Here is a 23884-nt window from a genome sequence, read left to right as displayed (position 1 = left end):
TTAACCTTTTTTCTTGGACAAGAGAAATATTACAAATAAATTACAAACATTTATAAAATGTGTTAATTTTTACAAAACAAAGTTGTATAATGATTTTGGAATTTAAGGATTCCTGCAGGCATAGCTGATCCTATTACAGGAAATGTCTCTAATACAGATCGTATTTTGATTGGGCAAGATGAAAATGCCAATGCACATACCTTTTATAGAAATTAAGATGATAAACATAAATTAGAAAGTAGGACAAGTGATGAAAAAAAGAATGTTTGGTCACGAAGAACAACGTTTTTCCATTCGTAAATATTCGTGCGGTGCGGCTTCTGTTTTGATTGGATGTGTCCTCTTTATGGGCGGTCAAACCGTGTCAGCTGATGAACAAGCCACGACTGGGACAATACCTGAAGCGGCTCAAGTTGGCACAGCAAATAAGACTCAAAATACAACGGAATCAACTGATGTATCTTCTCGACCAGCAGCGACTCAGACAACAACTGCGCCAGCTAGCTCATCAGCAGATAAAGCTGTTTCTGTAGCTACAGAGACGACACCTTCTCAACCAACGACTGTTGATGCAGCGACACAGACAGAAGACGAAACAACAAATTCATCTGTTGATGCAACAACAGACACAGCTACCCCTTCAACAACTGCAAAAATTGAAAAGAGTCCTGTCGAAAAAGAAGCAGGGAAAGAAGAAATTGATGTTGCGAAATTGATGGATAAAACGCAACCAGCACAACAAGCTCGTCTGGCAGAATCCAAAGTAGCGCAAAGTGTACCTTCTTTACCAAGTCAGGGCTATTACACTTATACGAAACGTACGGAAGTGAAGAATGAACCAAAAGCAAGTGCAGCATTGCAATTTTATGTGAATGCGGGGGATCGCGTTTTTTACGACCAAGTTTTGATTGCAGATGGATACCAATGGCTAAGTTACCGCTCTTATAGTGGAGCTCGTCGCTATGCGGCTATTAACAAGCTGGTTCAATCTGAACCTCAACAACCAGTGAAACCAACACTTTCTTCAACAGGAACTCTCCCTTCTAGAGGAAGATATGCTTTCTCTAGAACGACAGAGGTTAAGAATGAAGCCAAATGGTCAGCTCCGACACAATTTACTTTTAATAGAGGCGATAGCGTTAACTATGATAAAGTGCTGGAAAATGATGGTTATCAATGGATTAGCTATATTTCTTATAGTGGAATGCGTCGTTATGCAGCTGTTACAAAGTTAGCTCAGCCAGCACCTCAAAGACCAGCTCAAAGTCAAGTGACAGGTACGATTCACATTGAAAATAAGACCTCGCAAGGCTTTGATGTGGTGGTGACGAATGTCAACTCGACCAAGGGTGTGAAGACGGTGAAGTTGCCTATTTGGTCTAGCCAAGGCGGTCAAGATGACATCATCTGGTACGATGCCACTAAGCAAAATGACGGCACTTATAAATTGAGTGTGGACATTCGTCGTCATAAGAATAACTACGGTGACTATAATGTGCACATGTATTACGTTCAGTCAGACGGCAGCTTGCAAGGTGTGACGGGTACCACGACTAAGGTGGAAGAACCTAAATATAGTGTGACCGGCACGATTCACATTGAAAATAAGACTTCGCAAGGTTTTGATGTGGTAGTGACAGATGTTAGCTCCACCAAAGGCGTGAAGACAGTGAAGCTGCCTGTTTGGTCCAGTCAAGGCGGTCAAGATGACATCATCTGGTACGATGCAGCCAAGCAAATAGACGGCACCTACAAGTTGAGTGTGGATATTCGTCGCCATAAAAATAATCGAGGCGAATACAACATTCACATGTATTACGTTCAGTCAGATGGTAGCTTGCAAGGTGTAACGGGTACCACGACTAAGGTGGAAGAGCCAAAATATAGTGTGACTGGCACCATTAACATTCAAAATAAGACATCTCAAGGCTTTGATGTCCTGATTACAAATGCGTCAGACAGCAATGGAATTTCTAGAGTGAAAGTTCCTATCTGGACAGATAAGGGCGGTCAAGACGATATTATTTGGTATGATGCCACTAAGCAAAGTGATGGAAATTATAAAGTTTCTGTCAATATTGATAAGCACAAGGGGGAATATGGCGAATATAATATTCACCTTTACTACATTGAATCAAATGGCAAAGTAAGAGGTGTTAGCGGTACCAAGACAACCGTAGTGGCACCAAGTTCTGCAAGAGAATCCATTCCGTCTCAAGGAGTTTATACTTTTAAAAAGGAAGTTGAAGTCAAAAATAGTCCCACAATGACGGCTAAGACTGAATTTACCTTTGCAAAAGGAGAACGGATTCGCTATGATAAGGTATTGGACGCAGATCATCATCGATGGATTAGTTATGTTAGCTACAGTGGAACACGTCGCTATATCCCAATTGCAACCTTAACAAATGAAGAAGCTCCCAAACCTGTTCAGGTGACTGGCACGATTCACATTGAAAATAAGACCTCGCAAGGCTTTGATGTGGTGGTAACGAATGTCAGCTCCACCAAGGGTGTGAAGACAGTGAAGTTGCCTATTTGGTCTAGCCAAGGCGGTCAAGATGATGTAATCTGGTACGATGCAGTTAAGCAAACAGATGGCACCTATAAGTTGAGTGTGGACATTCGTCGTCATAAGAATAACTACGGTGACTATAATGTGCACATGTATTACGTTCAGTCAGATGGCAGCTTACAAGGTGTGACGGGTACCACTACCAAGGTGGAAGAGCCTAAATATAGTGTGACTGGCACGATTCACATTGAAAATAAGACCTCGCAAGGCTTTGATGTGGTGGTAACGAATGTCAGCTCCACCAAGGGTGTGAAGACAGTGAAGTTGCCTGTTTGGTCTAGTCAAGGCGGTCAAGATGATGTGATCTGGTACGATGCAGCCAAGCAAACAGACGGCACTTACAAGTTGAGTGTGGATATTCGCCGCCATAAAAACAATCGTGGCGAGTACAACATTCACATGTATTACATTCAGTCAGACGGTAGCTTGCAAGGTATAACGGGTACAACGACCAAGGTGGAAGGCTCTCAAACGGGTGCAAAAGAAGTACGATATAATGGCTCTTACTACTTTATCCAAGGTAAATATGATGAAATTGTAGTAGCAAATAAAAAGCATCCGATGGCTGCTAACTACAATCCTGGTGAAAATCTAACTGCAAAAGCTGCTTTCCTTCGATTAAGAAATGATATGATTGCGAAAGGCTATAATGTTGGATACGCTTATAGTGGCTTCAGAACTTATGATTATCAAAAAGTTTTGTATCAAAATTATGTGAATAAAGATGGACAAGCTGCTGCGGATCGTTACTCTGCACGCCCCGGTTATAGTGAGCACCAAACAGGTCTTGTCTTTGATTTAACGGATAAAGCGGGCAATCTTTTAGAGGATACTGCTGCAAGTAATTGGTTGAAGAACAATGCACATCGCTACGGTTTTGTAGTCCGTTACCAACCAGGGAAAGAAGCTTCGACAGGATACATGCCAGAAGCATGGCATATTCGTTACATCGGTAAGGAAGCTGATGAAGTTTATCATTCTGGTTTGAGTTTAGAGGAATATTATGGCTTTGAAGGTGGAGATTACGCTTCATCAGTAACCCCGTCAAAACCAACGACTCCGTCTCCCCAAACACCCTCTATCCCTGCTCAAGGTGTATATCGTTTTACAAAACGCTCCTCTATCAAAGCAGAAGCTAGAATGTCAGCTCCTGAATTGGCTTATTATGATGCCGGGCAATCGGTCACTTATGATAAGGTTTTGAATGCAGATGGTGCGACATGGATTTCTTACATTGCTTTTAGCGGAAAGAGACGGTATATTGCTGTTGCTTAATTCAAACTTTACAACATCTACGGTTGAGAATCCGTAGGTGTTTTTTTATATTTGAAAAGCATTGTTTATTATGTCACAAACTTAGATAAAGCATAAAAGGAAATGGTGTTGTGTATAAGCTTTTTGATATTTTCTGAGATTGTGAAAATCTGTGAGCAAATTTTTTGTAAACGAATTCAAAAAGTATTATGATATTACCGTAACTAAAAAACAGATTTTGAAATTGCAATTCCATTCTCTGAGATGGAGGATTATTATGTCTAATGTGAAAACAGTGCCTGCTGCTGTTGCTATGCTTCGTGTATTGGAAGCATGGGGTGTGGAAAATGTTTACGGTTACCCTGGTGGTTCTGTCAATTCAACTATGAATGCGCTGGATCTGGAAAAGGAAAACCTTCACTTTGTTCAAGTTCGTCACGAACAAGTTGGAGCTCTTGCAGCTGCAGCTCATGCTAAATTGACTGGAAAAATAGGCGTAACTCTTGGGTCTGCTGGTCCTGGTGCTGTCAATCTTTTAAATGGCTTGTACGATGCGCGGGAAGATCATGCTCCGGTTTTAGCTTTGGTCGGTCAAGTGCCTAGCACAAACATGAACTATGATTATTTCCAAGAGTTTTCTGAATTACCGATGTTTAGTGATGTTGCGGTTTACAACCGAGTGGTTATGACACCAGAAAGTCTCCCTTATGTTGTTGATAAAGCGATTCGTGAGGCTTATAAACATAATGGTGTAGCTGTTGTTATCATGCCAAATAACTTTGGTTATGTAGAAATTCCAGATGTAGATTATGCTTCTCATACAGCAGAAAAAAACTTACCGCTGCCCCAAGCAACGGATGCCGAAGTGGATCAATTTCTTGAACTAGTAAAAGCAGCTAAGCGTCCTATTTTTCATGTGGGTTCTGGTATCGGGAACAATGCGCAGTTATTGATAGAACTGTCTCAAAAATTGCAAATTCCGATTGCTGTAGCGGGTCTGGCTAAGGGCAAAATTCCAGATGACTTTGAAGCCAACTTAGGAACATTGAATCGTGCCGCCTCTAAGGTTGGTGATGAAGCTTTTGCGGCAGCTGATCTGGTGATTGCTCTTGGGACAAACTTCCCATTTGCTAACTTAGTTTATCGTTCTCATGATTTTAAGTTTGTTTCTATTGATATTGATGCTGCTAATTTTGGTCGTCATCACTACTTGGATTTAGGAATTTTATCAGATTCTGGAAGTTTTCTGAAAAAAGCCTTGGAACGTAGTGAAGCGGTCGCTCCGCAACCATTTTATCAAGCAAGTGTGGCAGCTATGAAAGATTGGAAAGCTTATCTGGAACGTTTAATGCAAAAAGCAGACGGACCACTAGAGTTTGAACAAGTTTATCGCGAAATCAACCGCATTTCAGATGCCAATGCTGTCTATGGTATTGATGTTGGGGACAATATTATCAATAGCTTCCGCTTCTTAAACTTTACATCAGAGAAGAAATGGACCATCTCCGCTCTTTTTGCCACCATGGGTTATGGTGTACCAGCTTCTATCGCAGGTCAATTTGCTTTTCCAAATCGCCAAGTTTTCAATATTGCTGGAGATGGTGCGTTTTCAATGGTAATGCAGGATCTGACGACCCAAGTCAAATACCAGTTGCCAATTATCAATATTATCACTTCTAACAATTCACTCAACTTTATCAAGTCTGAACAGGAAGATCTGGTCATGAACTTTTCAGGCGTAGACCTCTACGAAGTAGATTTTGCGAAAGTTGCAGAAGGAATGGGAGTAGAGGGAATAACAGTTAAAACTTTAGAGGAATTGCCAGCTGCATTTGACCGCGCGCTTGAAGTTTCAAAATCTGGAAAGCCTGTTTTGATTGATGCTAAAATCACAGACAAACGTGGTATCCCTGTGGAAGAATTGGAATTGGATATTGTTGATGGTGACTTTGTAGAAAAAATTTCTGCTGGTTATCAAGAAACACATGGTCAAATGAGTCCAGAAGAATTCTTTGCGGCTTATGATGGGCAAGAGCTGCGACCTATTACAGCTTATTTCAAAGAATATGGTGTCAAGCCATAACGTGAGCCACAGCTTATCTTAATTTTTACGACTATTTATAGTAGTTAGAGCGGGAGGGCATCCCTCTCTAACTCTACTATAAATTGCAGAAGCTGTTTCACTTCATTAAATTGGTATAAATTTTATACAAATTCTTATTATTCTGATCTGTTAGATAGACTGATTGAATTTTTTGTTTCGAAAAAATGAAAGCGCTTGCTTATCGAAAGTTCAATCTGACTTTCTCTGCAGATATGCATTAGACAGGAGGAAACATTATGTCTTACCAAACTAGTAGTGCTGAAGGCCCAGTTGATTTCATTAACACTTATGATTTAGAGCCCATGGCTCAGAAGGTCATTCCCAAAGCTGCATTTGGCTATATCGCAAGTGGAGCCGAAGATACTTTTACTCTGCGGGAAAATATTCGTGCCTTTAACCATAAGCTAATTGTGCCTCATACGCTTCGAAATGTGGAAAATCCAAGTACAGAGATTGAATTTGACGGAGATAAACTATCGTCTCCAATTATTCTAGCTCCGGTAGCGGCTCATAAGCTGGCGAATGTACAAGGAGAAGTGGCTTCAGCAAAAGGTGTGCATGAATTTGGTTCTCTCTACACCACAAGCTCTTATTCAACGGTCGATCTTCCAGAAATTTCGCAAGCTCTTCAAGGAACACCACATTGGTTCCAGTTCTACTTTAGTAAAGATGATGACATTAACCGTCATATCATGGATCGGGTTAAAGCAGAAGGGTATAAAGCAATTGTTTTGACAGCGGATGCGACTGTTGGGGGCAACCGTGAAGTGGACAAACGCAATGGCTTTGTTTTTCCAGTTGGCATGCCGATTGTAGAAGAATACCTTCCTGATGGTGCAGGCAAGACAATGGACTTCGTTTACAAATCAGCTAAGCAAAAATTATCCCCTCGTGATGTGGAATTTATCGCATCTTACTCAGACCTTCCTGTCTATGTCAAGGGTCCACAATGCCGTGAAGATGTAGAGCGCTCGCTTGATGCCGGTGCTTCTGGTATTTGGGTAACCAACCACGGTGGGCGGCAAATTGACGGCGGCCCGGCAGCTTTCGATTCATTGCAAGAAGTGGCTGAAACAGTTGATAAACGTGTACCAATTGTCTTTGATTCAGGTGTCCGTCGTGGTCAGCATGTCTTTAAGGCGCTCGCTTCTGGGGCAGATTTAGTGGCTATTGGGCGACCTGTGATTTATGGTCTAGCTCTTGGTGGTAGTGTGGGTGTCCACCAAGTCTTTGAGCATATCAATGATGAATTAAAAACAGTGATGCAATTATCTGGTACCCAAACGATTGAAGAAGTAAAACACTTCAAACTTCGTCATAATCCTTATAATCCAACTTTCCCAGTAGACCCACGGGATTTGAAATTGTACTAAAATGGATAAATTATCATCCAACTCTCTTTGGCGTTTCAAAGGGAGTTTTGTTATGCTAAGCGATAGAGAAATGAAGTCAGATACCCGATTTTAATAAAAATGTTCAGTTCTAAATGACAAAAGTTAGCAAAAGTCGTTAATGTACTTGGAAAATAGAATAGTATCACTATTTGACAGTATTTTATAAGAAAACTTCTTCTTTGTTTGTTATAATATAAAGTGTAGAAAACGTTTTATATTATAAGGAGGAAAAAATGACAGAAAAATTGACTTTTCCAGATGGATTTTTATGGGGCGGAGCGACCGCTGCCAACCAATGTGAAGGGGCCTATGATGTTGATGGTAGAGGTCTTGCCAATGTCGATGTGGTGCCGATTGGTGCGGATCGTTTCCCGATTATTGCTGGTAAGAAAAAGATGTTTGACTTTGAGGAAGGCTATTTCTATCCGGCAAAAGAGTCCATTGATATGTATCATCATTTTAAAGAAGATATTGCGCTTTTTGGCGAAATGGGCTTTAAGACTTATCGACTCTCTATCGCCTGGTCTCGGATTTTTCCAAAGGGAGATGAGCTGGAGCCCAACGAAGCAGGCTTGAAATTTTACGAAGACCTCTTTAAGGAATGCCATAAGTATGGCATCGAGCCTCTGGTGACCATCACCCACTTTGACTGTCCTATGCACTTGATTGAGGAATACGGAGGCTGGCGCAGCCGCAAAATGCTGGAATTTTACGAGCGTCTCTGCCACACTCTTTTTACCCGCTACAAGGGGCTAGTCAAATACTGGCTGACTTTCAATGAAATCAATATGATTCTCCATGCACCGTTTATGGGAGCAGGACTTTACTTTGAAGAAGGGGAAAATGAAGAGCAGGTCAAATACCAAGCAGCTCATCATGAATTGGTAGCGTCAGCTATTGCGACCAAGTTGGCACACGAGATCGACCCTGAAAACAAGGTTGGCTGCATGCTGGCAGCTGGTCAGTATTATCCAAATACAGCCAATCCGGCAGATTACTGGGCAGCTTTGCAGGAAGATCGGGAAAGCTATTTCTTCATCGATGTCCAGTCCAGAGGAGAATATCCAAACTATGCCAAGAAGAAATGGGAGCGTTTGGGTATTGAGGTTGAAATGACAAAAGAAGACCTAGACTTGCTCAAGACCTATACGGTGGATTTTATTTCCTTCTCTTATTATTCTAGCCGTGTGGCTTCTGGTGATCCAAAGGTCAATGAAAAAACTGCCGGAAATATCTTTGCCTCGCTTAAGAATCCTTACCTAGAAGCTTCTGAGTGGGGCTGGCAGATTGATCCGCTGGGCTTGCGAATTACCCTTAACGTCATCTGGGATCGCTATCAAAAGCCGATGTTTATCGTGGAAAACGGGCTGGGAGCAGTTGATACGCCAGATGAAAATGGCTATGTCGAAGATGACTACCGTATTGACTATCTAGCAGCCCATATCAAGGCTATGCGCGATGCGATTAATGTAGACGGCGTAGAACTTTTAGGATACACCACTTGGGGCTGCATTGACCTCGTTTCCGCTGGAACCGGTGAGATGAAAAAACGCTATGGCTTCATCTATGTAGACCGTGACAACGATGGAAACGGCACACTCAAACGCTCCAAGAAAAAATCCTTTGACTGGTATAAGGAAGTCATTGCGACTAATGGGGCAAGTGTGAAATAGAGCAATTGGGGCGTGAGACAAAATTTAAAATCATTTTAATCGGCTCTCTTATTTCAAGAATTCGGTGAGAGTGGGGCAGAAATCAGTAGCTTCGTAGAAACTTGATTTCGTCATCCCACTCTCTTTTTTGCTTTCCGTTGACTTCCGTCTTTTTCCTTGTTACACTATGGATAAGAGATTTTGTTGGAATGGACGTAATATGGCCAATATTTTAATCATCGAAGATAACAACGATATTCATGATATTTTAAAAGATTTGTTTCAAGCTGAACATAGAGTTTTTTCAGCATATTCTGGAACGGAAGGGTTGGTGGTTTTTGCGCAGGAAAAGATTGATTTGGTGCTGCTGGACATTATGTTGCCAGGGAAAAACGGTGATCAGGTCTTGGCAGAAATTCGCAAAAGCAGTCAGATTCCAGTGGTCATGCTGACAGCTTTGGGTGAGAAACCGCTGGTTAGTCGGTATCTGCTGGACGGCGCGAATGATTACATCGTCAAACCGTTCGATCTGGACGAGCTTTTTGCGCGTGTGACAGTGCAGCTGCGCAACCACCTTTCACAAGAGCAAGCAACAGAAATTCAAGGGATAAAAAATATCCGTCTTTCACCAGATACATTTGAAGTAGTCAATGGAGAGAAGCGAGTTCGTTTGGGGAAGAAGGAGTATCAGATACTTCAAACCTTGCTTCATCATTCGAAGAAAATTTACACAAAAGAAGAACTGTTTGAGTTGATTTGGGAAGAGGCATATTTTCCGGGAGATAATACGCTCAACACTCATCTAAGCAATCTTCGTAAGAAATTGGCACAAGTAGATGATTCGGAAGAATATATCGAAACGATTTGGGGACTGGGTGTACGGCTTAAGGAGGACTGAGAATGCTTGAATTTATACTAATTATGTTCATCGGTCTGCTCGGGGTCTTGCTCGTGCGTTATCATGTTGCGGTTCGTAATTTTTCACAGCAGATTCGTGAGAAACGAGAAACTGGTGCTCAAATTCGTTTGGCACCTCAAAATCACAGTCAAACGATTGTTGAGTTGGCAAATGAAGTTGAAAAGCTCTTTCAAGAAGTAGAGCAGACACGTTTTATCGCTCGTCAGGAAAAGAAAACCTTGGATATGGCCATTAGCAATATTGCTCATGATATTCGCACACCCTTGACCATTGCTAGTGGCTACACCCAACAGCTTATAAAGGGAAAAGAAAGAAACGAGCAGCTATTGAAAATTGCGACCAATCTGTCCGTTGTTTCCAATCGTTTAGAAGCGCTCATGGAATACCGCCGTCTTATGGAAGGTGTAGTTCGACCACAGTTTCGACAAATAGATATTTCCAAGCTGATTGCAAAGCAAATGCTTCCTTTTTATGATGCCTTTCAAAAGCAAGGAATTGAACTGCAAGTGAATTTGCAGGAGAGTTTAATGATAGAGTCAGACCCAGAAATTTTGGAGCGGATTGTCCAAAATATGCTGAGTAATGTCCTCAATCATGGAAAGGAAACTGCTCAGCTGTCTTTAATCCGAAAAGATGTGGCTATTCATTTAAGTGTAAAAAACATTGTCTGTCAGCCCATTCAACATTTGGAAAAATTGACCAATCGCTTTTATTCTGAAAACCTCTCTAACACGGAAGAATCTTCTGGTTTAGGACTTTATATCACTCAACAACTAGTAGATATTCTTGGCGGTGATTTAACCATGAAAGCTAAAGGAAATTGGTTTGAATTGCTTGTCCGTTTGTGAATATTTTATACAGAAAAACAGCTAATCTTTGACTAGCTGTTTTCTTTTGTTATAAATCTTTTCTTTTAAATACCTGTATACCACTAAATGTAAAAAGAAGTGTGATGAGAAGAGCGATGGTTATGGTTTTGAATACCATATCCTGTTTAGAAACCATGTCAAAATAGAATTGCATGTTCAAGTATTTCAACCAGTCAATATCTGGATAAAAGACAGTTGGCAGACTTAGCAGGGAAACACCGATCAAATAAGTGAAAATAGCAGCTATAATAGAGTTGGTAGCATACAGTACGAAAGAAACAAGGCTAACCCAAGCTAGGGTACAAATAAATTGAACCCCTATCGTAATGAAAAAATTAGAAAGAAAATGTTTGGGTGCGGTTCCCATGCCATTGATGAGCGTAGCTGGAATAAATGAGGAATAGGTTAGAATCAATTGAAGTACGATGAGACTTGCCAGAACAAGGAATTTAGATAAATAGAATTCTGCCCGTGAAATACCACTAGTAATAGAATTTTTATATAATTTCTGAGTGAGATCAATTCCAATCAATAAAACAACAAGGATAATAATAAAAATAATGGTATTACTAAGATTATCAGAGGTTTTAGTGATAGCCTCAAAGCCAGTCCAGCCTCCGTTATCACCCAGTTTTTCAAAAGCTTTTGTATCTGTATGAACTCCGATACTTCCCACAACACCGTAGAGCACACCTAATAAGAGTGTGATGATAAAAAGGATTTCTGTAATCCAAAAACCTTTTGAACGAAAAAGACGATAAAAGTCTGCTTGAATTGTGTGGAACATGATAAACCTCCCTATTCTACCAAATCTGTAAAGTATTTTTCTAAATCTTGGCGAGCATAGTAAATTTCGTTAATGGTAACATTCTCTGCCCCTAGCGTTTGAACAATCTTGTTGATTTCGTGCGAGTGAGTGAAGATGTGTATTTCATCTGTTGCATTTACAACTTTGAGGCGGTAGCCTAGTTGATCGTGAAGAATTTTGCTTGCTTCAGCAAGATTATTTGTTTTCAAAACGATATAATCTTCATTATCTTCTTCAAATTCTACTTTCGTAATTTCTTTGATGAGATGACCATTTTCAATGATGCCGAATTTTGTAGCGACCAAGTATAGTTCACTTAAAATATGACTGGAAATGATGAAGGTCATATTCAATTCTTCATTGAGACGTTGCACCAACTGGCGGAATTCTTTGATTCCGACAGGGTCAAGCCCGTTAATCGGTTCATCCAAAATCATCAAATCTGGTTTTGACAGAAGAGCAATGGCAATGCCCAAGCGCTGTTTCATTCCAAGAGAAAAATCTCGGAATTTTTTCTTGCCAGTATTGGTCAAGCCCACGTAAGAGAGAGTTTCTTGGATAACCTTATCCGCATTTGGGATATGCCGTATCTTGCAACAATAGTTTAAGTTTTCATAGGCCGTCAAGTGATTGTAAGCAGCGGGTGCTTCAATGACAGAACCAACTCGCTTGAGAGCGTGCGTCCATTCGGAGTTATTAGAAGAGCCAAAGAGAGCGACCGTACCGCTATTGGGCTGAATCAGCTGGGTAATCACTTTGATAAGCGTTGTCTTACCAGCTCCATTTTTCCCAATTAGCCCGTAAATTTCTCCTTGCTTTACGGTGAGACTGACATCATTCAAAGCGAGTTGTTGTCCAAATCTCTTGCTGATGTGTTTCACATTTACAACAGTTTCCATAACATGACCTCCATTTTTTCTATCGTAGAGTTCTCCCTCTTTTCACTATTTAGTATACAAAATGCTTGTCAAATAAGTCTCAAGCAATTCTCAAATATTTCTAAAATTTAAAAAATCTGAGAAAACCTCAGATTTCACAATTTTGTAGGATAAATCTTTCAATCATAGTGGCCATTTCTTGAGGATGGTCTGTGTTAAGTGTATGATTTCCACCTGAAAGTGTCACAAAATCTGCTTGTGGTAAAGCTGCAGCTAATTTTTTAGAGGAAGGCAGGTTAGGCCAATCTTTGCTGCCACAGATGATGAGGCTGGGAAGTTGTATTGCACTTAGTTGACTTGATAAATCTAAATTTTTCAAGTCTTTTAACAGGCCAACAAAAGATTTTTTATGAAGCCCCTCTTTTTTGAATAGGGAGTCTGGTAGGCAAGAGAAGATAAGCAGCTGGAGTTTATAGAGTAGATTGGAGCTTAGTTTATATTGAGTTCCTGATAAAACGAGTGCTTGGAGCTGAGGGAATTGTTGCCCCACCTTTAAGGCAAGAGTTCCACCGAGAGACAATCCAACTAGAACAAATGGTTCGTTAATGGCTTGAAGTTCCTGACAAAGGTGTTGTTCTAGCTGAGAGACTGTAATGATGTTGTTATTTGTGTAAAAGAGGTCTAAAGCCTCGGTGTCATATTGTGGCAGAAGTTCACGGACTTTATCCCAAGAGTGTTTATCCTGTCCAAGACCGTGTAAAAAAATGATTTTCATGAGTGACTCCTTTTTATTTTCAACAAAAGAGATGGGAACGATTGTAAGAGTAAACCTATTAAAATCTATCATAAATTGGATTACTTGATATCATTATAGCATAAAGACGGTGCTTGTGTTGCGATAGAATTAGACGATGACCTACTTTAAATGGATAAAAAGACCTTCTAAAAAATAAAATTGATTGTAGTGTTTTTTGTATCAAATTCCTACTTTGGGATAAAAAGGGTTAGATTGATAAGGAGGAAAATCAAGAAGCAAGCAAGGGTGGTGCTTTTTGGTGTTTCTAAATGTCGGTAATAGCTTCGCTTGACAGTCTCATCAAAGCCGTGTGCATACATAGCTTCTACATAGGAATCACGCCAGTTAAAAGCGATAAAAATTGCTTTGATATAAAAGATTGGCGACCAGAAATGTAAGGTTTTGCCTCGCAAAAGACTGGCTTCGCGAACAGCTTGGATTTCTTTTTGAATAACTGGAATAGCGTTTAAGACAACGAGCAGTCCGTAGGTAAAATGACTCGGGAGCCCTTTTTGATGCCAGTAGCGCAAGAGTTGATTGAGATTGACGCCATATAAAAAGGTCATTCCCAGAGCTGCTAAAGCAAAAGATCGGGTAAACAGTATTATTGCTTGACTGTTATCTCCGTGAAGTTGAATAGCCCAGTAATTTGCTAGTGCTGGTAGCAAAGGTAAGAGCAGTGTCCAGAAAATACCCCACCATTTCTTTAGGCAAATGAGGTGGGCAAGTACTCCTACGACAATAGCGCAGTTGAGCCATGTTGAGCGGATAAAGGAAATTTCTAGCGTCAGTACAATGAGAAGGAGCAAGAGTGCTAGGACATTTGTTTCTTCTTTTTTCATAGCGCTCTCCTCTCTGTCAGCCCGTGAGACGTCAGCTCTACCAAATGATCACTAATGCCGTCCAAGGGCTCCAAACGATGAGAAATGATAATAAAGCTCTGTTGTGCAGCTTTTTCCTTAATCCAATTAGCAAAAAAATCACAGGCTTTTTTATCTAAGCCAGTAAAGGGCTCATCCATGAGTATGACAGGAGTTTCCAAGGTCAAGATAGCCAATAATTGAATGATTTTTTTCTGTCCGCCGCTCAAGTGAAAAAGGCTGGAATCCATTTTGTCTGCTAAGCCAAATAAATCCAAAGCTTCTTGTACCTTTGCTTGGTTTTCGCTGGAAAGAGAGGACAGGTTTAATTCTTCTGCAGGTGTCGTCCGAATGAATTGCTTTTCAGCATTTTGGACAACGGCAGTAATATGGCGGTACAATTGTTTGCTTTTCTTGAGTTTTTGTCCCTGATAATTCATATTGCCTTTGTATTTTTGCAATTGCAAAATAGCACGAAAAAGAGTTGATTTACCGGCACCGTTAGACCCGATGAGAGTCGTAACACCTTGCTGAAAAGTAAAATCCTCAATCGTAAAAAGTATTTTTGAGTCAAATTGACAGGAAACGTGCTGTAATTGTAAGAGAGGATTTCGCTGGGTATTTTCGCGTGCCAGCTGATAGCTTGGGAGTTCCTTTTTTAAAAGAGCTACATCTCGTTCAAAAAGTTCCCCATTTTTTAATTCAACAAGGTGGTCAACGCAGTCAGCATAGAGACTGCGGTCGTGGTCGCACAGAATCACCGTTTTCCCCATTTCTGTCAAGTTTGCTAGTAAATGAATCAAGCGTTTGCGTGCTTCTTGATCGACAGAAGCAAAAGGCTCGTCCAATAGGATAATCTGTGAATCCATAGCCAACAGAACCGCCAGAGAGACTTGTTGCTTTTCTCCACCAGATAGGGTCAGAAAGTCTCGATGAAACAGGTGCTCTACTTTGCCAAGTGCAATCGCATGCTGGATTTTTTCATCAATCTGGTCAGCGGGTGTCTGGAGATTTTCCAAGGTAAAAATCAATTCTTCATAAAGAGTTGGCATGGTGAATTGACGGCTTGGATTTTGAAACATCATACTAAGATAGGTAACTCGTTCATGAATCGGTAAATGAGACAGCAATGTATGACCTAACTTTACCTCTCCAGCGAAGTCTAATTCATTGAAATTTGTTAAAATCCGAAAAAGGGTTGATTTGCCAGCACCGGTATCGCCAATCAAGAGCGTCATTTTCCCTGTTTCAAAGGCGAAGGTTAAATCTTTAAAGACATCTCTAAAATAAATGTGCTCTAATGTTAGTTTCATCTTATTTACCAGCAGCTTGGTTAATCTTGTCGTAAAGATTCATAATAGTTTTGACTAGAACAGCACAGAAAAAGAACACAGAAAGGAAGCGGACAACAAACAATGCTAAAACAAACTCAGGTTTGAAAGCATAGTAACCAATTTTGAAATATTCATAGGCAAAGCTCAAAAGGGTCGTACCAATTGCGCTGTAAGTAAGTGACAACCAATCATAGCGTTTGTATCTGGTCGCAGCAAACCCAAGCTCGCTACCAAATCCTTGTATGAAGCCAGAAATCAAGGTGCTCATGCCAAATTGGCTACCATATAGTACCTCTGCGAGGGCTGCAAGCACTTCTCCAATCGTGGCGCTACCAGTTTTGCGAATGAGCATAGCTGACATAGGAGCTGCCATGCACCAAAGTCCGAACAAGACTTCATTGGCGAAAGGCTCCAAACCTGCTGGCGCTAAAATAGCTGTCAAAATGTTGTAAAGAAAACCTGAACCGACAAAAATCCCACCGAAAAGAATAGCTAAAAGAGCTAAGAGGATAACATCTCGTAAACTCCATTTTTCAAACATAAAAAACTCCTTCTAACAGAGCAGATGAGGAGTTTTAGCGCGACAAAATAAAATCTAATCACATAAATGATTAGAACGGTTTGGTCTTTCTTATACATTTCCCTGCGGCAGCATTAACTGCATCAGGTTCCATGGGTATAATCTCAGCCTTAGCACCCCAAATGTTCTTTGCTTTTTATTATGTTGCTATTCTAACATCTCTTTTCAAAAATAGCAAGAAAAGGATTTTCAAAAATTTTGATGTATGCGGCTGTCATAGCCTTAAACTATATCAAATCATAAAATATTAAACGACACGTGATGAAATCAACGTTTAATATATATTTGGAATCTTGTTATAGTTTTTAACTATAAGAAAAACCCAAAAATTCCAATTATACAAAGCTTAGATTTTCTGATGAGATAGGTTCAACAAGAAATTTTGGAGGATGACTATGTCAACTACGATTATCGGCTTCCCGCGTTTGGGAGAATTCCGCGAATTAAAATTCACAACTGAAAAATACTTTAGGAATGAAATTTCAGCTCAAGAGCTCCTGGCTGCTGCCAAGGACCTGCGCGCCAAGCACTGGAATATCGTCAAAGAGCACGGGATTACCGAAGTGCCGTCCAACGACTTTTCTCACTATGATAATGTTTTGGATGCCGCCTTCCTCTTTAACGTAGTGCCGTCCTCTGTTCAGGGCCTGGATCTGTCTGATTTGGAGCGTTACTTTGCCCTGACCCGCGGCTACCAAGGAGAAAAAGGGGACGTCCGTGCCCTGCCCATGAAAAAGTGGTTCAACACCAACTACCATTACATCGTTCCAAAATTTGAAAAAGACACTGAGGTCAAACTGGTCGGTCACAAGATTTTTGACGAATACCAGGAAGCCAAGGAGCTGGGCCTGGATACCCGTCCGGTCCTGGTAGGTCCCTTCACCCTCCTGCAGCTGTCCGACTTTGAAGAAGGGGTAGAGGCTGCCCAGTTTGTGGATGCCCTGGCCAAGGCTTATCAGGAAGTCTTGGCCACATTGGCCGACCTGGGAGCTGAGCGTATCCAGCTGGATGAGCCAAGCCTGGTCAAGAACCTGTCCGCCGAAGAGAAGGCCCTCTTCCTGGATCTTTACAAGAAGCTCCTGGCGGACAAGAAGGGACTGGAAGTCCTGATCCAAACCTACTTTGGCGATGTTCGGGATATCTACTCCGATTTGATTGAACTGCCGGTAGACGCTATCGGTCTGGACTTTGTCGAAGGCAAGAAAACCCTGGAGCTGGTCAAGTCTGGCTTTCCGGCCGACAAGACCCTCTATGCCGGGATTGTCAACGGTAAGAATATCTGGCGCAACAATTATGAAAAGAGCCTGGCTGTTCTGGAGCAGGTTCCGGTTGAAAAGCTTGTGCTGACCAGCTCCTGCTCCCTGCTGCATGTACCTTTCACCACAACCAATGAAGACTTTGAAGAAGCCATCCTCAAGCACTTTGCCTTTGCGGTGGAAAAGCTGGATGAGATCCGGGACCTGGATGCCATCCGCAATGGTGGCGGAGCAGAAGTCTTGGTTGCCAACAAGGAACTCTTTGCGACAGAGCGTGTCGGTAAAAATGCTGAATTGGCAACTCGTATCGCTGGATTGACCGATGCCGACTACACTCGCCTGCCGGCCTTCGCAGAACGCGAAGCCATCCAGGAGGAAGCCTTCAAACTGCCGGTCCTGCCGACGACAACCATCGGTTCCTTCCCTCAGACCAAGGAAGTTCGGGCCAAGCGCCTAGCCTTCCGCAAGGGAGAACTGTCCCAGGAAGATTATGACAAGTTCCTGGCTGAGCAGATCGACGAATGGATCAAGTGGCAGGAAGAAGTTGGTTTTGATGTTCTGGTTCACGGGGAATTCGAGCGCAATGACATGGTAGAATACTTCGGTCAAAATCTGTCCGGCTACCTCTTTTCCAAGAACGGCTGGGTGCAGTCCTACGGTATGCGTGGGGTGAAACCGCCGATTATCTGGGGAGATGTAACCCGCCTCAACCCGATTACTGTTAAATGGTCCAGCTATGCTCAAAGCCTGACTGACAAGCCGGTTAAGGGAATGCTGACGGGACCTGTAACCATCCTCAACTGGTCCTTCCCACGGGAAGATATTTCCATCAAGGACTCTACCCTGCAGATTGCCCTGGCCATCAAGGACGAAGTTCTGGACCTGGAAGCTGCCGGCGTTAAGATTATCCAAATCGATGAAGCCGCCCTGCGTGAAAAGCTGCCGCTCCGTCGCAGCGACTGGTATGAAGACTATCTGGACTGGGCTATTCCGGCCTTCCGTCTGGTCCACTCTACCGTTGCACCGGATACGCAGATCCATACCCACATGTGCTACTCAGAGTTTACCGATATCATCCCGGCCATTGACAACATGGATGCGGATGTTATCTCCTTTGAGGCCAGCCGCTCCAACCTGGAAATCCTGGATGAGCTTAAGGCTAAGAACTTCCAGACAGAAGTGGGACCTGGAGTTTACGATATCCACTCTCCTCGTGTACCAAATGAAGGGGAAATCGACCACACCATCGGGGCCATCCTGGCCAAGGTGCCGAGCCGCAAGGTCTGGATCAATCCTGACTGCGGTCTGAAAACGCGTGGTATTACTGAAACCAAGGTCCGCCTGGTCCGCCTGGTAGAGGCAGCCAAGGCAGCGCGTGAAAAACTTTAATCAAAAAATAAGAGCTGACAAAAGGGAGGGCCTGCCCCTGCCCTTGCTGTCTTAGTAAAGGAATTGTGAAACATGTCTAGCCAAAGCCCGCCTCTCTCTTTTGAAGTATTTCCCCCCAATCCAGCAGTAGGCAATGAAAAGATTATGGCGGTCCTGAAGGAAATGCAGGATCTGGCACCTCATTTCATCAGTGTCACAGCGAGTAATCGTAAATTTAATATTGAAGAGACAACGGTTCGTTTGGCTGATTTTATTTACAATGATCTGCAGATTCCAACGATTGCGCATTTACCGGCGGTGTATTTGACCAAGGAGATGGTATCAGATACGCTAGAAGCTCTTGATAGAGTAGGTGTGCATAAGGTATTGGCGCTTCGAGGAGATATTGTTCCAAATATGGAGCCAAAGAAAGATTTTACCTATGCGACGGATTTGATTGAGTATATTAAGGAACAGGCACCGCATTTTGAAATTATTGGTGCTTGCTATCCAGAAGGGCATCCGGATTCACTAGACCGAGTTTCAGATATCAAGAATCTCAAAAAGAAAGTAGATGCAGGCTGTTCGAGTTTGGTCACTCAACTTTTCTTTGATAATGAGCGTTTTTATGATTTTCAAGAAAGATGTACTCTGGCTGGGATTGAAATTCCCATTCATGCAGGGATTATGCCGATTCTAAATCGTAATCAAGCCCTGCGTTTGCTTAAAACCTGCGAAAATATTCATTTGCCGAGAAAATTTAAAACGATTTTGGATAAATATGAATATAATCCAGAGTCTCTTAGAGCAGCAGGATTAGCCTATGCGATTGACCAAATTGTTGACTTAGTCACTCAAGATGTGGCGGGTGTTCATCTATATACAATGAACAATTCCAATACTGCTCATCAAATTTATCAGGCGACACATACATTTTTTAATAAGTAATAGTTGCAAAAATATTTTGCATATCTATTTATAAATGTAAGGGTCAATTCTAAAAATTAAAAAATACAATAATAAATGAATGCAATAAAACTAAAAACCGGCAAGCAGTTCAGCTAAACTGCTTGCCGGTTTTTAAGTACTAAGATGAATTTATCTTAAATTTTGGGGATTTTATAAGAATAGTAAGGAGGTAGTCAAAGAATTCAATATATTTAAATATCAGAATTGAATGAAACAAAGCATATCTAAAAAAACTTAGTTTGTATCAAATAGTTTATTGCTTGAAATATTTAAGAATGATTATTGTATGTATTAATTAAATAAGGAATTAGATGATAACAAATTTATAATAAATTCATCATAATTATTACTTTTGATTATTCTTGCAAAGCTCACAGGTTCTATTAAAATATTTGTTAGTGGCTCAAAAATCTCGTTAAATAATGTACGTTGGTTTGGGCTAAAACAAAGCATTAGTACCAGTTGGACATTTTGGCTATCCCATTCTATCCCTTTGGGATTTATCAAAATAGAAATACCTGTTTTTAAGGCTTCCATTGATAGTGAGTGAGGAATAGCAAATTGATTAAAAGCAGTAGATGATAATTTTTCCCTTTCCATAATTTTGTGCATAAAATCATTATTAACATAACCATTTTGTTGTAAAGTTTCAACCATATAATTAATGGCATCATACCTATTGTTGATTTTCATATTTATTTTAAATAACTCAGGTGTAATTAGCTCTCTAAGTTTCTCTTCGAATTCGCCTTTTTGTTTGGATTTAATAATTGAATCTAAACTCCTATTAATTTTATCTTTATCATGTTGGTTGAAAAAAAGTGTAGTTGTTTGGGTAGGACAATTTATTTTTTTGTTGATTGGCACAGTTGTTATTATTAAATCCACATCTAGTGGATTTGGAATGCTTTCTTCTTCATTAACAATGTCTTTAATTAGGAGTCTTTTTCCAAAGAACTCGGATAGTTTTGTAGCTAAGGTTTTTGCAGTTTGATAATAATTTGGACAGTAAAGGATCGCTGTCAAAGTAGTTACTAACTGTTTTTGAGTTTCTATTAGACTGCCTAAATGAAAAGCTATATATGCTATTTCATCATCATTAATAGTTAATTTAGTTTGTTCTTGAATGATGGATGCTATAGTTACAGATATATCATAAATTAAAGGAGCTTGAATTTTAATGCTTTCAACTAAAGGATTTTTACTTAGATAATTGTTGCTGGCTCTGATTAATAGATTTTTTATATGGAGCGAGAATCGTAATATAAACTCACTGTTTTCTTCAATTTTAATAAAATATATTTGATTAAGTTTCTTTAAAATTAATGCTACCAATGTACTTACCTCTGTACCGATATAGTTCTGGACTTTAACTAAATTAGTAGTATCATAATTTATTTGGTTTGCTCTAGATATAAGTAAAATCACTAATTCTGTTATTTCAAATTCAGAAAATGTAATACTAAATCGTTCTTCAATTTTTTCAGATAATAATTTGCATATTTTATATGTTGATTCTGAGACCGAAGGAATTTCTCCGTGGTAATTAGTAAAGTTGTTATGTTTTATTCTATCAACCATGATTGTTACATGGAGAATGAAGTTTATGAGAGAATAATCATTAATAAAATATTGGTTTTCCTCTAATATTGATATTATGATAGTTTTAAGATAATTTACATCAATGTTAGGAAATAGTGACTGGATTGTAGCATAGTTCATGAAGTCAATGTTTGATTGATTATAAAGAAGACTACTAATTAATTTTCTTTTGTTCTTTTCTGTGCTAATTATATAAATATGATTATTTTTCACTTGCATATCTAAATCAAATTTAGATAATTGATGCTTTATTTTTTTTAATTCAATTTGGAGGGTTGAATAGCTGATAAACATTTCTTCTGATAAGTCAAATAAATCAAATTTGTCGCTTGAATTGAGAATTTTGATTAGTATTTTACTTTGTCTATCTTTTGGAGAATCTTCTATATCTATATCTTGTATTAAAAGTTTAGATATAGGAGTTTTTACTGTATATCCTTTTTGCGAAGAAGTGATAATTCCTCCATCGAATTCATCATTTAGTTCTTTTATATAATATTTGATTGTTCTAATTGAGAGATTCAATTGTTGAGCTAGTTCATTGGCTGTTAGGGTACCGTGCTCAGAAAGAATGAATAATAATTTTTCTTGTTTTTTATTCATTTGGTATTTTCCTCCATAAGAACTAATTTTCTATTCTATTATAAAGGAAATTAGACTGTAATTCTATTATTGAATTGCACCAGTATGTGCAAAACTTTAGTGGACTAAGATACTTATATTTTAGATAATAGAACTATAAAAAAACAAAGGAGTAATAAATATGTCTAAACTAAATGTTTTATTAGTGTGTGGTTCAGGAGCTAGTTCTGGCTTCATGGCTGCGAATATGCGGAAAGCAGCAAAAGAGCTTCATCTTGATTTAGAAGTGAAAGCAAGAAGTGAATCCGAAATTGAAAACTACATTGATGAGATTGATGCCTTAATGGTCGGGCCGCATTTGGCATATATTCTTGAAGATGTTGAAGAATACACGCAAGGAGAAGATATTAAAGTAATTTTGATGAAACCTGAATACTATTCCAAGTTAGATGGAAAAAAGGCTATTGAACATTTATTAGAAAACTTTAAATAAGGACGGAAAGAGAAATGGATAGAATATTAAGTTGGATTGAAAATAATTTGACTCCTGTTATGAATAAAATTAATCATAACGTATGGATTGTGACGTTGAAAGATTCTATTAATCAAGTAATGCCCTTAATTTTCTTAGGCTCAATCTTTTCAATGTTGACTTTACCAGGTTCAATATTTGATTGGAAATGGTGGCCGAATTTCGGGATACCACAAGGATGGACAATGGGAATGATTTCTTTGATGATGTCATTTTTGATACCATTTAATTTCATGGAAAAAAACAAGTTGAGAAAGTCTAGAATAATTGCAGGAATCACAGGATTAATTTTGTATGCCATTACAATTACCCCTCAACTAATTGCAGATAATACTCCGGGTTTTTCTCATGCTGCTTTTGGAGCAGGAGGGATGTTTATCGCAATAGTTACAGGCTTGATTACAGGCTTTATTTTAAAATTATTTGGAAAAATTAGTTTTTTCAAAGAAGATTCAAATTTGCCTGATTTTATTAGACAATGGTTTGATCAAATGTTGCCAATTGGTGTTGTTGTTATTTTAGGATGGATTATTGTTGGAATATTAGGATTTGATTTATATAATGTTATCTTAACTTTATTTAGACCATTACAAGGGATAGCGGAAACCTATTGGGGATTTATTGCTTTAATCGTAATCAAAGGAGTATTTTATTCAATGGGGATTTCTGCATGGGTGCTGGTTCCGATTACAATGCCGATTATGTTAGCTGGTATAGAAGCTAATATTGCAGGAACTGCATCTAACGTATTTACCTCTTCTTTTCAATATGCTTATTATACAATTGGAGGTGGGGGATGTACCCTTGGCTTAGCATTCTTATTATTAAAATCTAAATCAAAAAAACTTAAATCTTTAGGAAAAGTCGTTGTAGTACCTTCAATTTTTAATATTAATGAACCATTGGTATTTGGTACAGTTGTATATAATATTATTTTAATGATTCCAATGATATTAAATTGTTTTATATCTGCTTCATTAGCATACTTATTTACAAAAGTTATTCCTTTTGCGGTGATTCCAAAAATATTATTTCAGTTGTGGTATTGTCCATATCCAATTTGTACATGGTTAGCAACTGGTGGTTCCATAACGTCTGTTATTCTTGTAATAGGAATATTTATTATCACTACACTTGTATGGTATCCATTCTTTAAAATATATGAAAAACAATATTTAGCTGAAGAAGAACTAGAAGGAGAAGATTAATATGGACAAAACAGCACAATCAGCCATGGAAATTATTTTGCATGCTGGGGATGCAAGACTGAAATGCAAAGAAGCTTTAGACCAGATTGCATTATTTAATATTGAAGGAGGAAAAGAGAAATTAAAAGAAGCTCAAATTGAAATTACTAAAGCACATAAGGTACAAACTGATGCTATTCAAGGAGAAGCACGGGGAGAACAATCTGAGTATTCGTTGTTGTTCGCACATGCTCAATATACTTTAATGACTATTTATAGTGAAATTAATATTGCTAAACAATTAATTAAAATTTTTGAAAGTTACGAAAAAAGAATTATCAAATTAGAAAATAGAGGACACTGAA

18 protein-coding genes and 1 riboswitch are annotated in these 23884 nt (G+C 39.5%); of the genes, 11 read left to right on the top strand and 7 right to left on the bottom strand.

Going from position 1 to position 23884, the window contains the following annotated elements; all coding sequences use genetic code 11:
- Positions 1 to 250: 250 nt before the first annotated feature.
- The 6 genes from ldcB (at position 251) to EHW89_RS07795 (ending at position 10746) form a co-directional block, all read left to right on the top strand.
- A complete protein-coding gene (ldcB, locus tag EHW89_RS07820; RefSeq protein WP_126467720.1) occupies positions 251 to 3850 on the top strand; it encodes an LD-carboxypeptidase LdcB/DacB in 3600 nt (1199 codons plus the stop codon).
- Between the two features lie 256 nt (positions 3851 to 4106).
- The gene (gene spxB, locus EHW89_RS07815) at positions 4107 to 5912 is read left to right on the top strand and encodes a pyruvate oxidase (RefSeq protein ID WP_126467718.1); all 1806 of its coding nucleotides are present in this window, start codon (positions 4107 to 4109) and stop codon (positions 5910 to 5912) included.
- A 257-nt stretch (positions 5913 to 6169) separates the two neighbouring features.
- On the top strand, positions 6170 to 7306 hold the full coding sequence (gene lctO, locus EHW89_RS07810; protein WP_126467716.1) for an L-lactate oxidase: 1137 nt from the start codon (positions 6170 to 6172) through the stop codon (positions 7304 to 7306).
- Positions 7307 to 7560: 254 nt separating this feature from the next.
- Positions 7561 to 9000: a 6-phospho-beta-glucosidase gene (locus EHW89_RS07805; RefSeq protein WP_126467715.1), complete on the top strand. Its 1440-nt coding sequence runs from the start codon at positions 7561 to 7563 to the stop codon at positions 8998 to 9000.
- A gap of 199 nt (positions 9001 to 9199) precedes the next feature.
- On the top strand, positions 9200 to 9877 hold the full coding sequence (locus EHW89_RS07800; RefSeq protein WP_126467713.1) for a response regulator transcription factor: 678 nt from the start codon (positions 9200 to 9202) through the stop codon (positions 9875 to 9877).
- A 2-nt stretch (positions 9878 to 9879) separates the two neighbouring features.
- A complete protein-coding gene (locus EHW89_RS07795; RefSeq protein ID WP_126467711.1) occupies positions 9880 to 10746 on the top strand; it encodes a sensor histidine kinase in 867 nt (288 codons plus the stop codon).
- 49 nt (positions 10747 to 10795) lie between these two features.
- On the opposite strand, the gene EHW89_RS07790 is transcribed toward EHW89_RS07795, so the two are convergent.
- From EHW89_RS07790 to EHW89_RS07765, 6 genes are all read right to left on the bottom strand, one after another.
- Positions 10796 to 11554 carry an ABC transporter permease gene (locus tag EHW89_RS07790; RefSeq protein ID WP_126467709.1) on the bottom strand — a complete coding sequence of 253 codons (759 nt, stop codon included), beginning with the start codon at positions 11552 to 11554 and terminating at the stop codon, positions 10796 to 10798.
- Between the two features lie 11 nt (positions 11555 to 11565).
- Positions 11566 to 12474 (bottom strand): ATP-binding cassette domain-containing protein, encoded by a 909-nt coding sequence (locus tag EHW89_RS07785; protein WP_126467707.1) that lies wholly within the window; start codon positions 12472 to 12474, stop codon positions 11566 to 11568.
- A gap of 127 nt (positions 12475 to 12601) precedes the next feature.
- Positions 12602 to 13228: an alpha/beta fold hydrolase gene (locus tag EHW89_RS07780; RefSeq protein ID WP_022525329.1), complete on the bottom strand. Its 627-nt coding sequence runs from the start codon at positions 13226 to 13228 to the stop codon at positions 12602 to 12604.
- Between the two features lie 209 nt (positions 13229 to 13437).
- Positions 13438 to 14091: an energy-coupling factor transporter transmembrane component T gene (locus EHW89_RS07775; RefSeq protein ID WP_117644755.1), complete on the bottom strand. Its 654-nt coding sequence runs from the start codon at positions 14089 to 14091 to the stop codon at positions 13438 to 13440.
- Positions 14088 to 15422 (bottom strand): ATP-binding cassette domain-containing protein, encoded by a 1335-nt coding sequence (locus EHW89_RS07770; protein WP_126467705.1) that lies wholly within the window; start codon positions 15420 to 15422, stop codon positions 14088 to 14090. The genes EHW89_RS07775 and EHW89_RS07770 overlap by 4 nt, the downstream gene beginning before the upstream one ends.
- A 1-nt stretch (position 15423) precedes the next feature.
- Positions 15424 to 15984: an ECF transporter S component gene (locus EHW89_RS07765; RefSeq protein WP_126467703.1), complete on the bottom strand. Its 561-nt coding sequence runs from the start codon at positions 15982 to 15984 to the stop codon at positions 15424 to 15426.
- An 82-nt stretch (positions 15985 to 16066) separates the two neighbouring features.
- Positions 16067 to 16154: riboswitch (TPP riboswitch) on the bottom strand.
- A 264-nt stretch (positions 16155 to 16418) separates the two neighbouring features.
- On the opposite strand from EHW89_RS07765, the gene metE reads away from it, so the two are divergent.
- Both metE and metF read left to right on the top strand, forming a co-directional pair.
- Positions 16419 to 18668 carry a 5-methyltetrahydropteroyltriglutamate--homocysteine S-methyltransferase gene (gene metE / locus EHW89_RS07760; protein WP_126467701.1) on the top strand — a complete coding sequence of 750 codons (2250 nt, stop codon included), beginning with the start codon at positions 16419 to 16421 and terminating at the stop codon, positions 18666 to 18668.
- Between the two features lie 72 nt (positions 18669 to 18740).
- Positions 18741 to 19595, top strand: coding sequence for a methylenetetrahydrofolate reductase [NAD(P)H] (metF, locus tag EHW89_RS07755; RefSeq protein ID WP_126467699.1), 855 nt, complete (start codon positions 18741 to 18743; stop codon positions 19593 to 19595).
- A 312-nt stretch (positions 19596 to 19907) separates the two neighbouring features.
- On the opposite strand, the gene EHW89_RS07750 is transcribed toward metF, so the two are convergent.
- A complete protein-coding gene (locus EHW89_RS07750) occupies positions 19908 to 21821 on the bottom strand; it encodes a BglG family transcription antiterminator (protein ID WP_126467696.1) in 1914 nt (637 codons plus the stop codon).
- Positions 21822 to 21981: 160 nt separating this feature from the next.
- Between EHW89_RS07750 and EHW89_RS07745 the strand changes: the two genes are divergently transcribed.
- Genes EHW89_RS07745 through EHW89_RS07735 form a run of 3 tightly spaced genes read left to right on the top strand, consistent with a single transcriptional unit; the run spans position 21982 to position 23883 of the window.
- Positions 21982 to 22293, top strand: a complete 312-nt coding sequence (locus EHW89_RS07745) for a PTS sugar transporter subunit IIB (protein WP_126467694.1) — start codon at positions 21982 to 21984, stop codon at positions 22291 to 22293.
- Positions 22294 to 22307: 14 nt separating this feature from the next.
- Complete coding sequence (locus tag EHW89_RS07740; protein WP_126467692.1) at positions 22308 to 23540, top strand: PTS sugar transporter subunit IIC; 1233 nt, start codon at positions 22308 to 22310, stop codon at positions 23538 to 23540.
- 1 nt (position 23541) lies between these two features.
- Positions 23542 to 23883, top strand: coding sequence for a PTS lactose/cellobiose transporter subunit IIA (locus EHW89_RS07735; RefSeq protein WP_126467690.1), 342 nt, complete (start codon positions 23542 to 23544; stop codon positions 23881 to 23883).
- Position 23884: the final 1 nt, after the last annotated feature.

Source organism: Streptococcus periodonticum, from assembly GCF_003963555.1.
Taxonomy (GTDB): Bacteria; Bacillota; Bacilli; order Lactobacillales; family Streptococcaceae; genus Streptococcus; species Streptococcus anginosus.
This window is presented reverse-complemented; position numbering and strand designations above follow the sequence as displayed.

What these genes read in the sequence shown, in the direction of transcription:
- ldcB (WP_126467720.1), top strand. Translation starts at nt 251, where the DNA reads ATGAAAAAAAGAATGTTTGGTCACGAAGAACAACGTTTTTCCATTCGT.
- spxB (WP_126467718.1), top strand. Translation starts at nt 4,107, where the DNA reads ATGTCTAATGTGAAAACAGTGCCTGCTGCTGTTGCTATGCTTCGTGTA.
- lctO (WP_126467716.1), top strand. Translation starts at nt 6,170, where the DNA reads ATGTCTTACCAAACTAGTAGTGCTGAAGGCCCAGTTGATTTCATTAAC.
- EHW89_RS07805 (WP_126467715.1), top strand. Translation starts at nt 7,561, where the DNA reads ATGACAGAAAAATTGACTTTTCCAGATGGATTTTTATGGGGCGGAGCG.
- EHW89_RS07800 (WP_126467713.1), top strand. Translation starts at nt 9,200, where the DNA reads ATGGCCAATATTTTAATCATCGAAGATAACAACGATATTCATGATATT.
- EHW89_RS07795 (WP_126467711.1), top strand. Translation starts at nt 9,880, where the DNA reads ATGCTTGAATTTATACTAATTATGTTCATCGGTCTGCTCGGGGTCTTG.
- EHW89_RS07790 (WP_126467709.1), bottom strand. Translation starts at nt 11,554, where the DNA reads ATGTTCCACACAATTCAAGCAGACTTTTATCGTCTTTTTCGTTCAAAA.
- EHW89_RS07785 (WP_126467707.1), bottom strand. Translation starts at nt 12,474, where the DNA reads ATGGAAACTGTTGTAAATGTGAAACACATCAGCAAGAGATTTGGACAA.
- EHW89_RS07780 (WP_022525329.1), bottom strand. Translation starts at nt 13,228, where the DNA reads ATGAAAATCATTTTTTTACACGGTCTTGGACAGGATAAACACTCTTGG.
- EHW89_RS07775 (WP_117644755.1), bottom strand. Translation starts at nt 14,091, where the DNA reads ATGAAAAAAGAAGAAACAAATGTCCTAGCACTCTTGCTCCTTCTCATT.
- EHW89_RS07770 (WP_126467705.1), bottom strand. Translation starts at nt 15,422, where the DNA reads ATGAAACTAACATTAGAGCACATTTATTTTAGAGATGTCTTTAAAGAT.
- EHW89_RS07765 (WP_126467703.1), bottom strand. Translation starts at nt 15,984, where the DNA reads ATGTTTGAAAAATGGAGTTTACGAGATGTTATCCTCTTAGCTCTTTTA.
- metE (WP_126467701.1), top strand. Translation starts at nt 16,419, where the DNA reads ATGTCAACTACGATTATCGGCTTCCCGCGTTTGGGAGAATTCCGCGAA.
- metF (WP_126467699.1), top strand. Translation starts at nt 18,741, where the DNA reads ATGTCTAGCCAAAGCCCGCCTCTCTCTTTTGAAGTATTTCCCCCCAAT.
- EHW89_RS07750 (WP_126467696.1), bottom strand. Translation starts at nt 21,821, where the DNA reads ATGAATAAAAAACAAGAAAAATTATTATTCATTCTTTCTGAGCACGGT.
- EHW89_RS07745 (WP_126467694.1), top strand. Translation starts at nt 21,982, where the DNA reads ATGTCTAAACTAAATGTTTTATTAGTGTGTGGTTCAGGAGCTAGTTCT.
- EHW89_RS07740 (WP_126467692.1), top strand. Translation starts at nt 22,308, where the DNA reads ATGGATAGAATATTAAGTTGGATTGAAAATAATTTGACTCCTGTTATG.
- EHW89_RS07735 (WP_126467690.1), top strand. Translation starts at nt 23,542, where the DNA reads ATGGACAAAACAGCACAATCAGCCATGGAAATTATTTTGCATGCTGGG.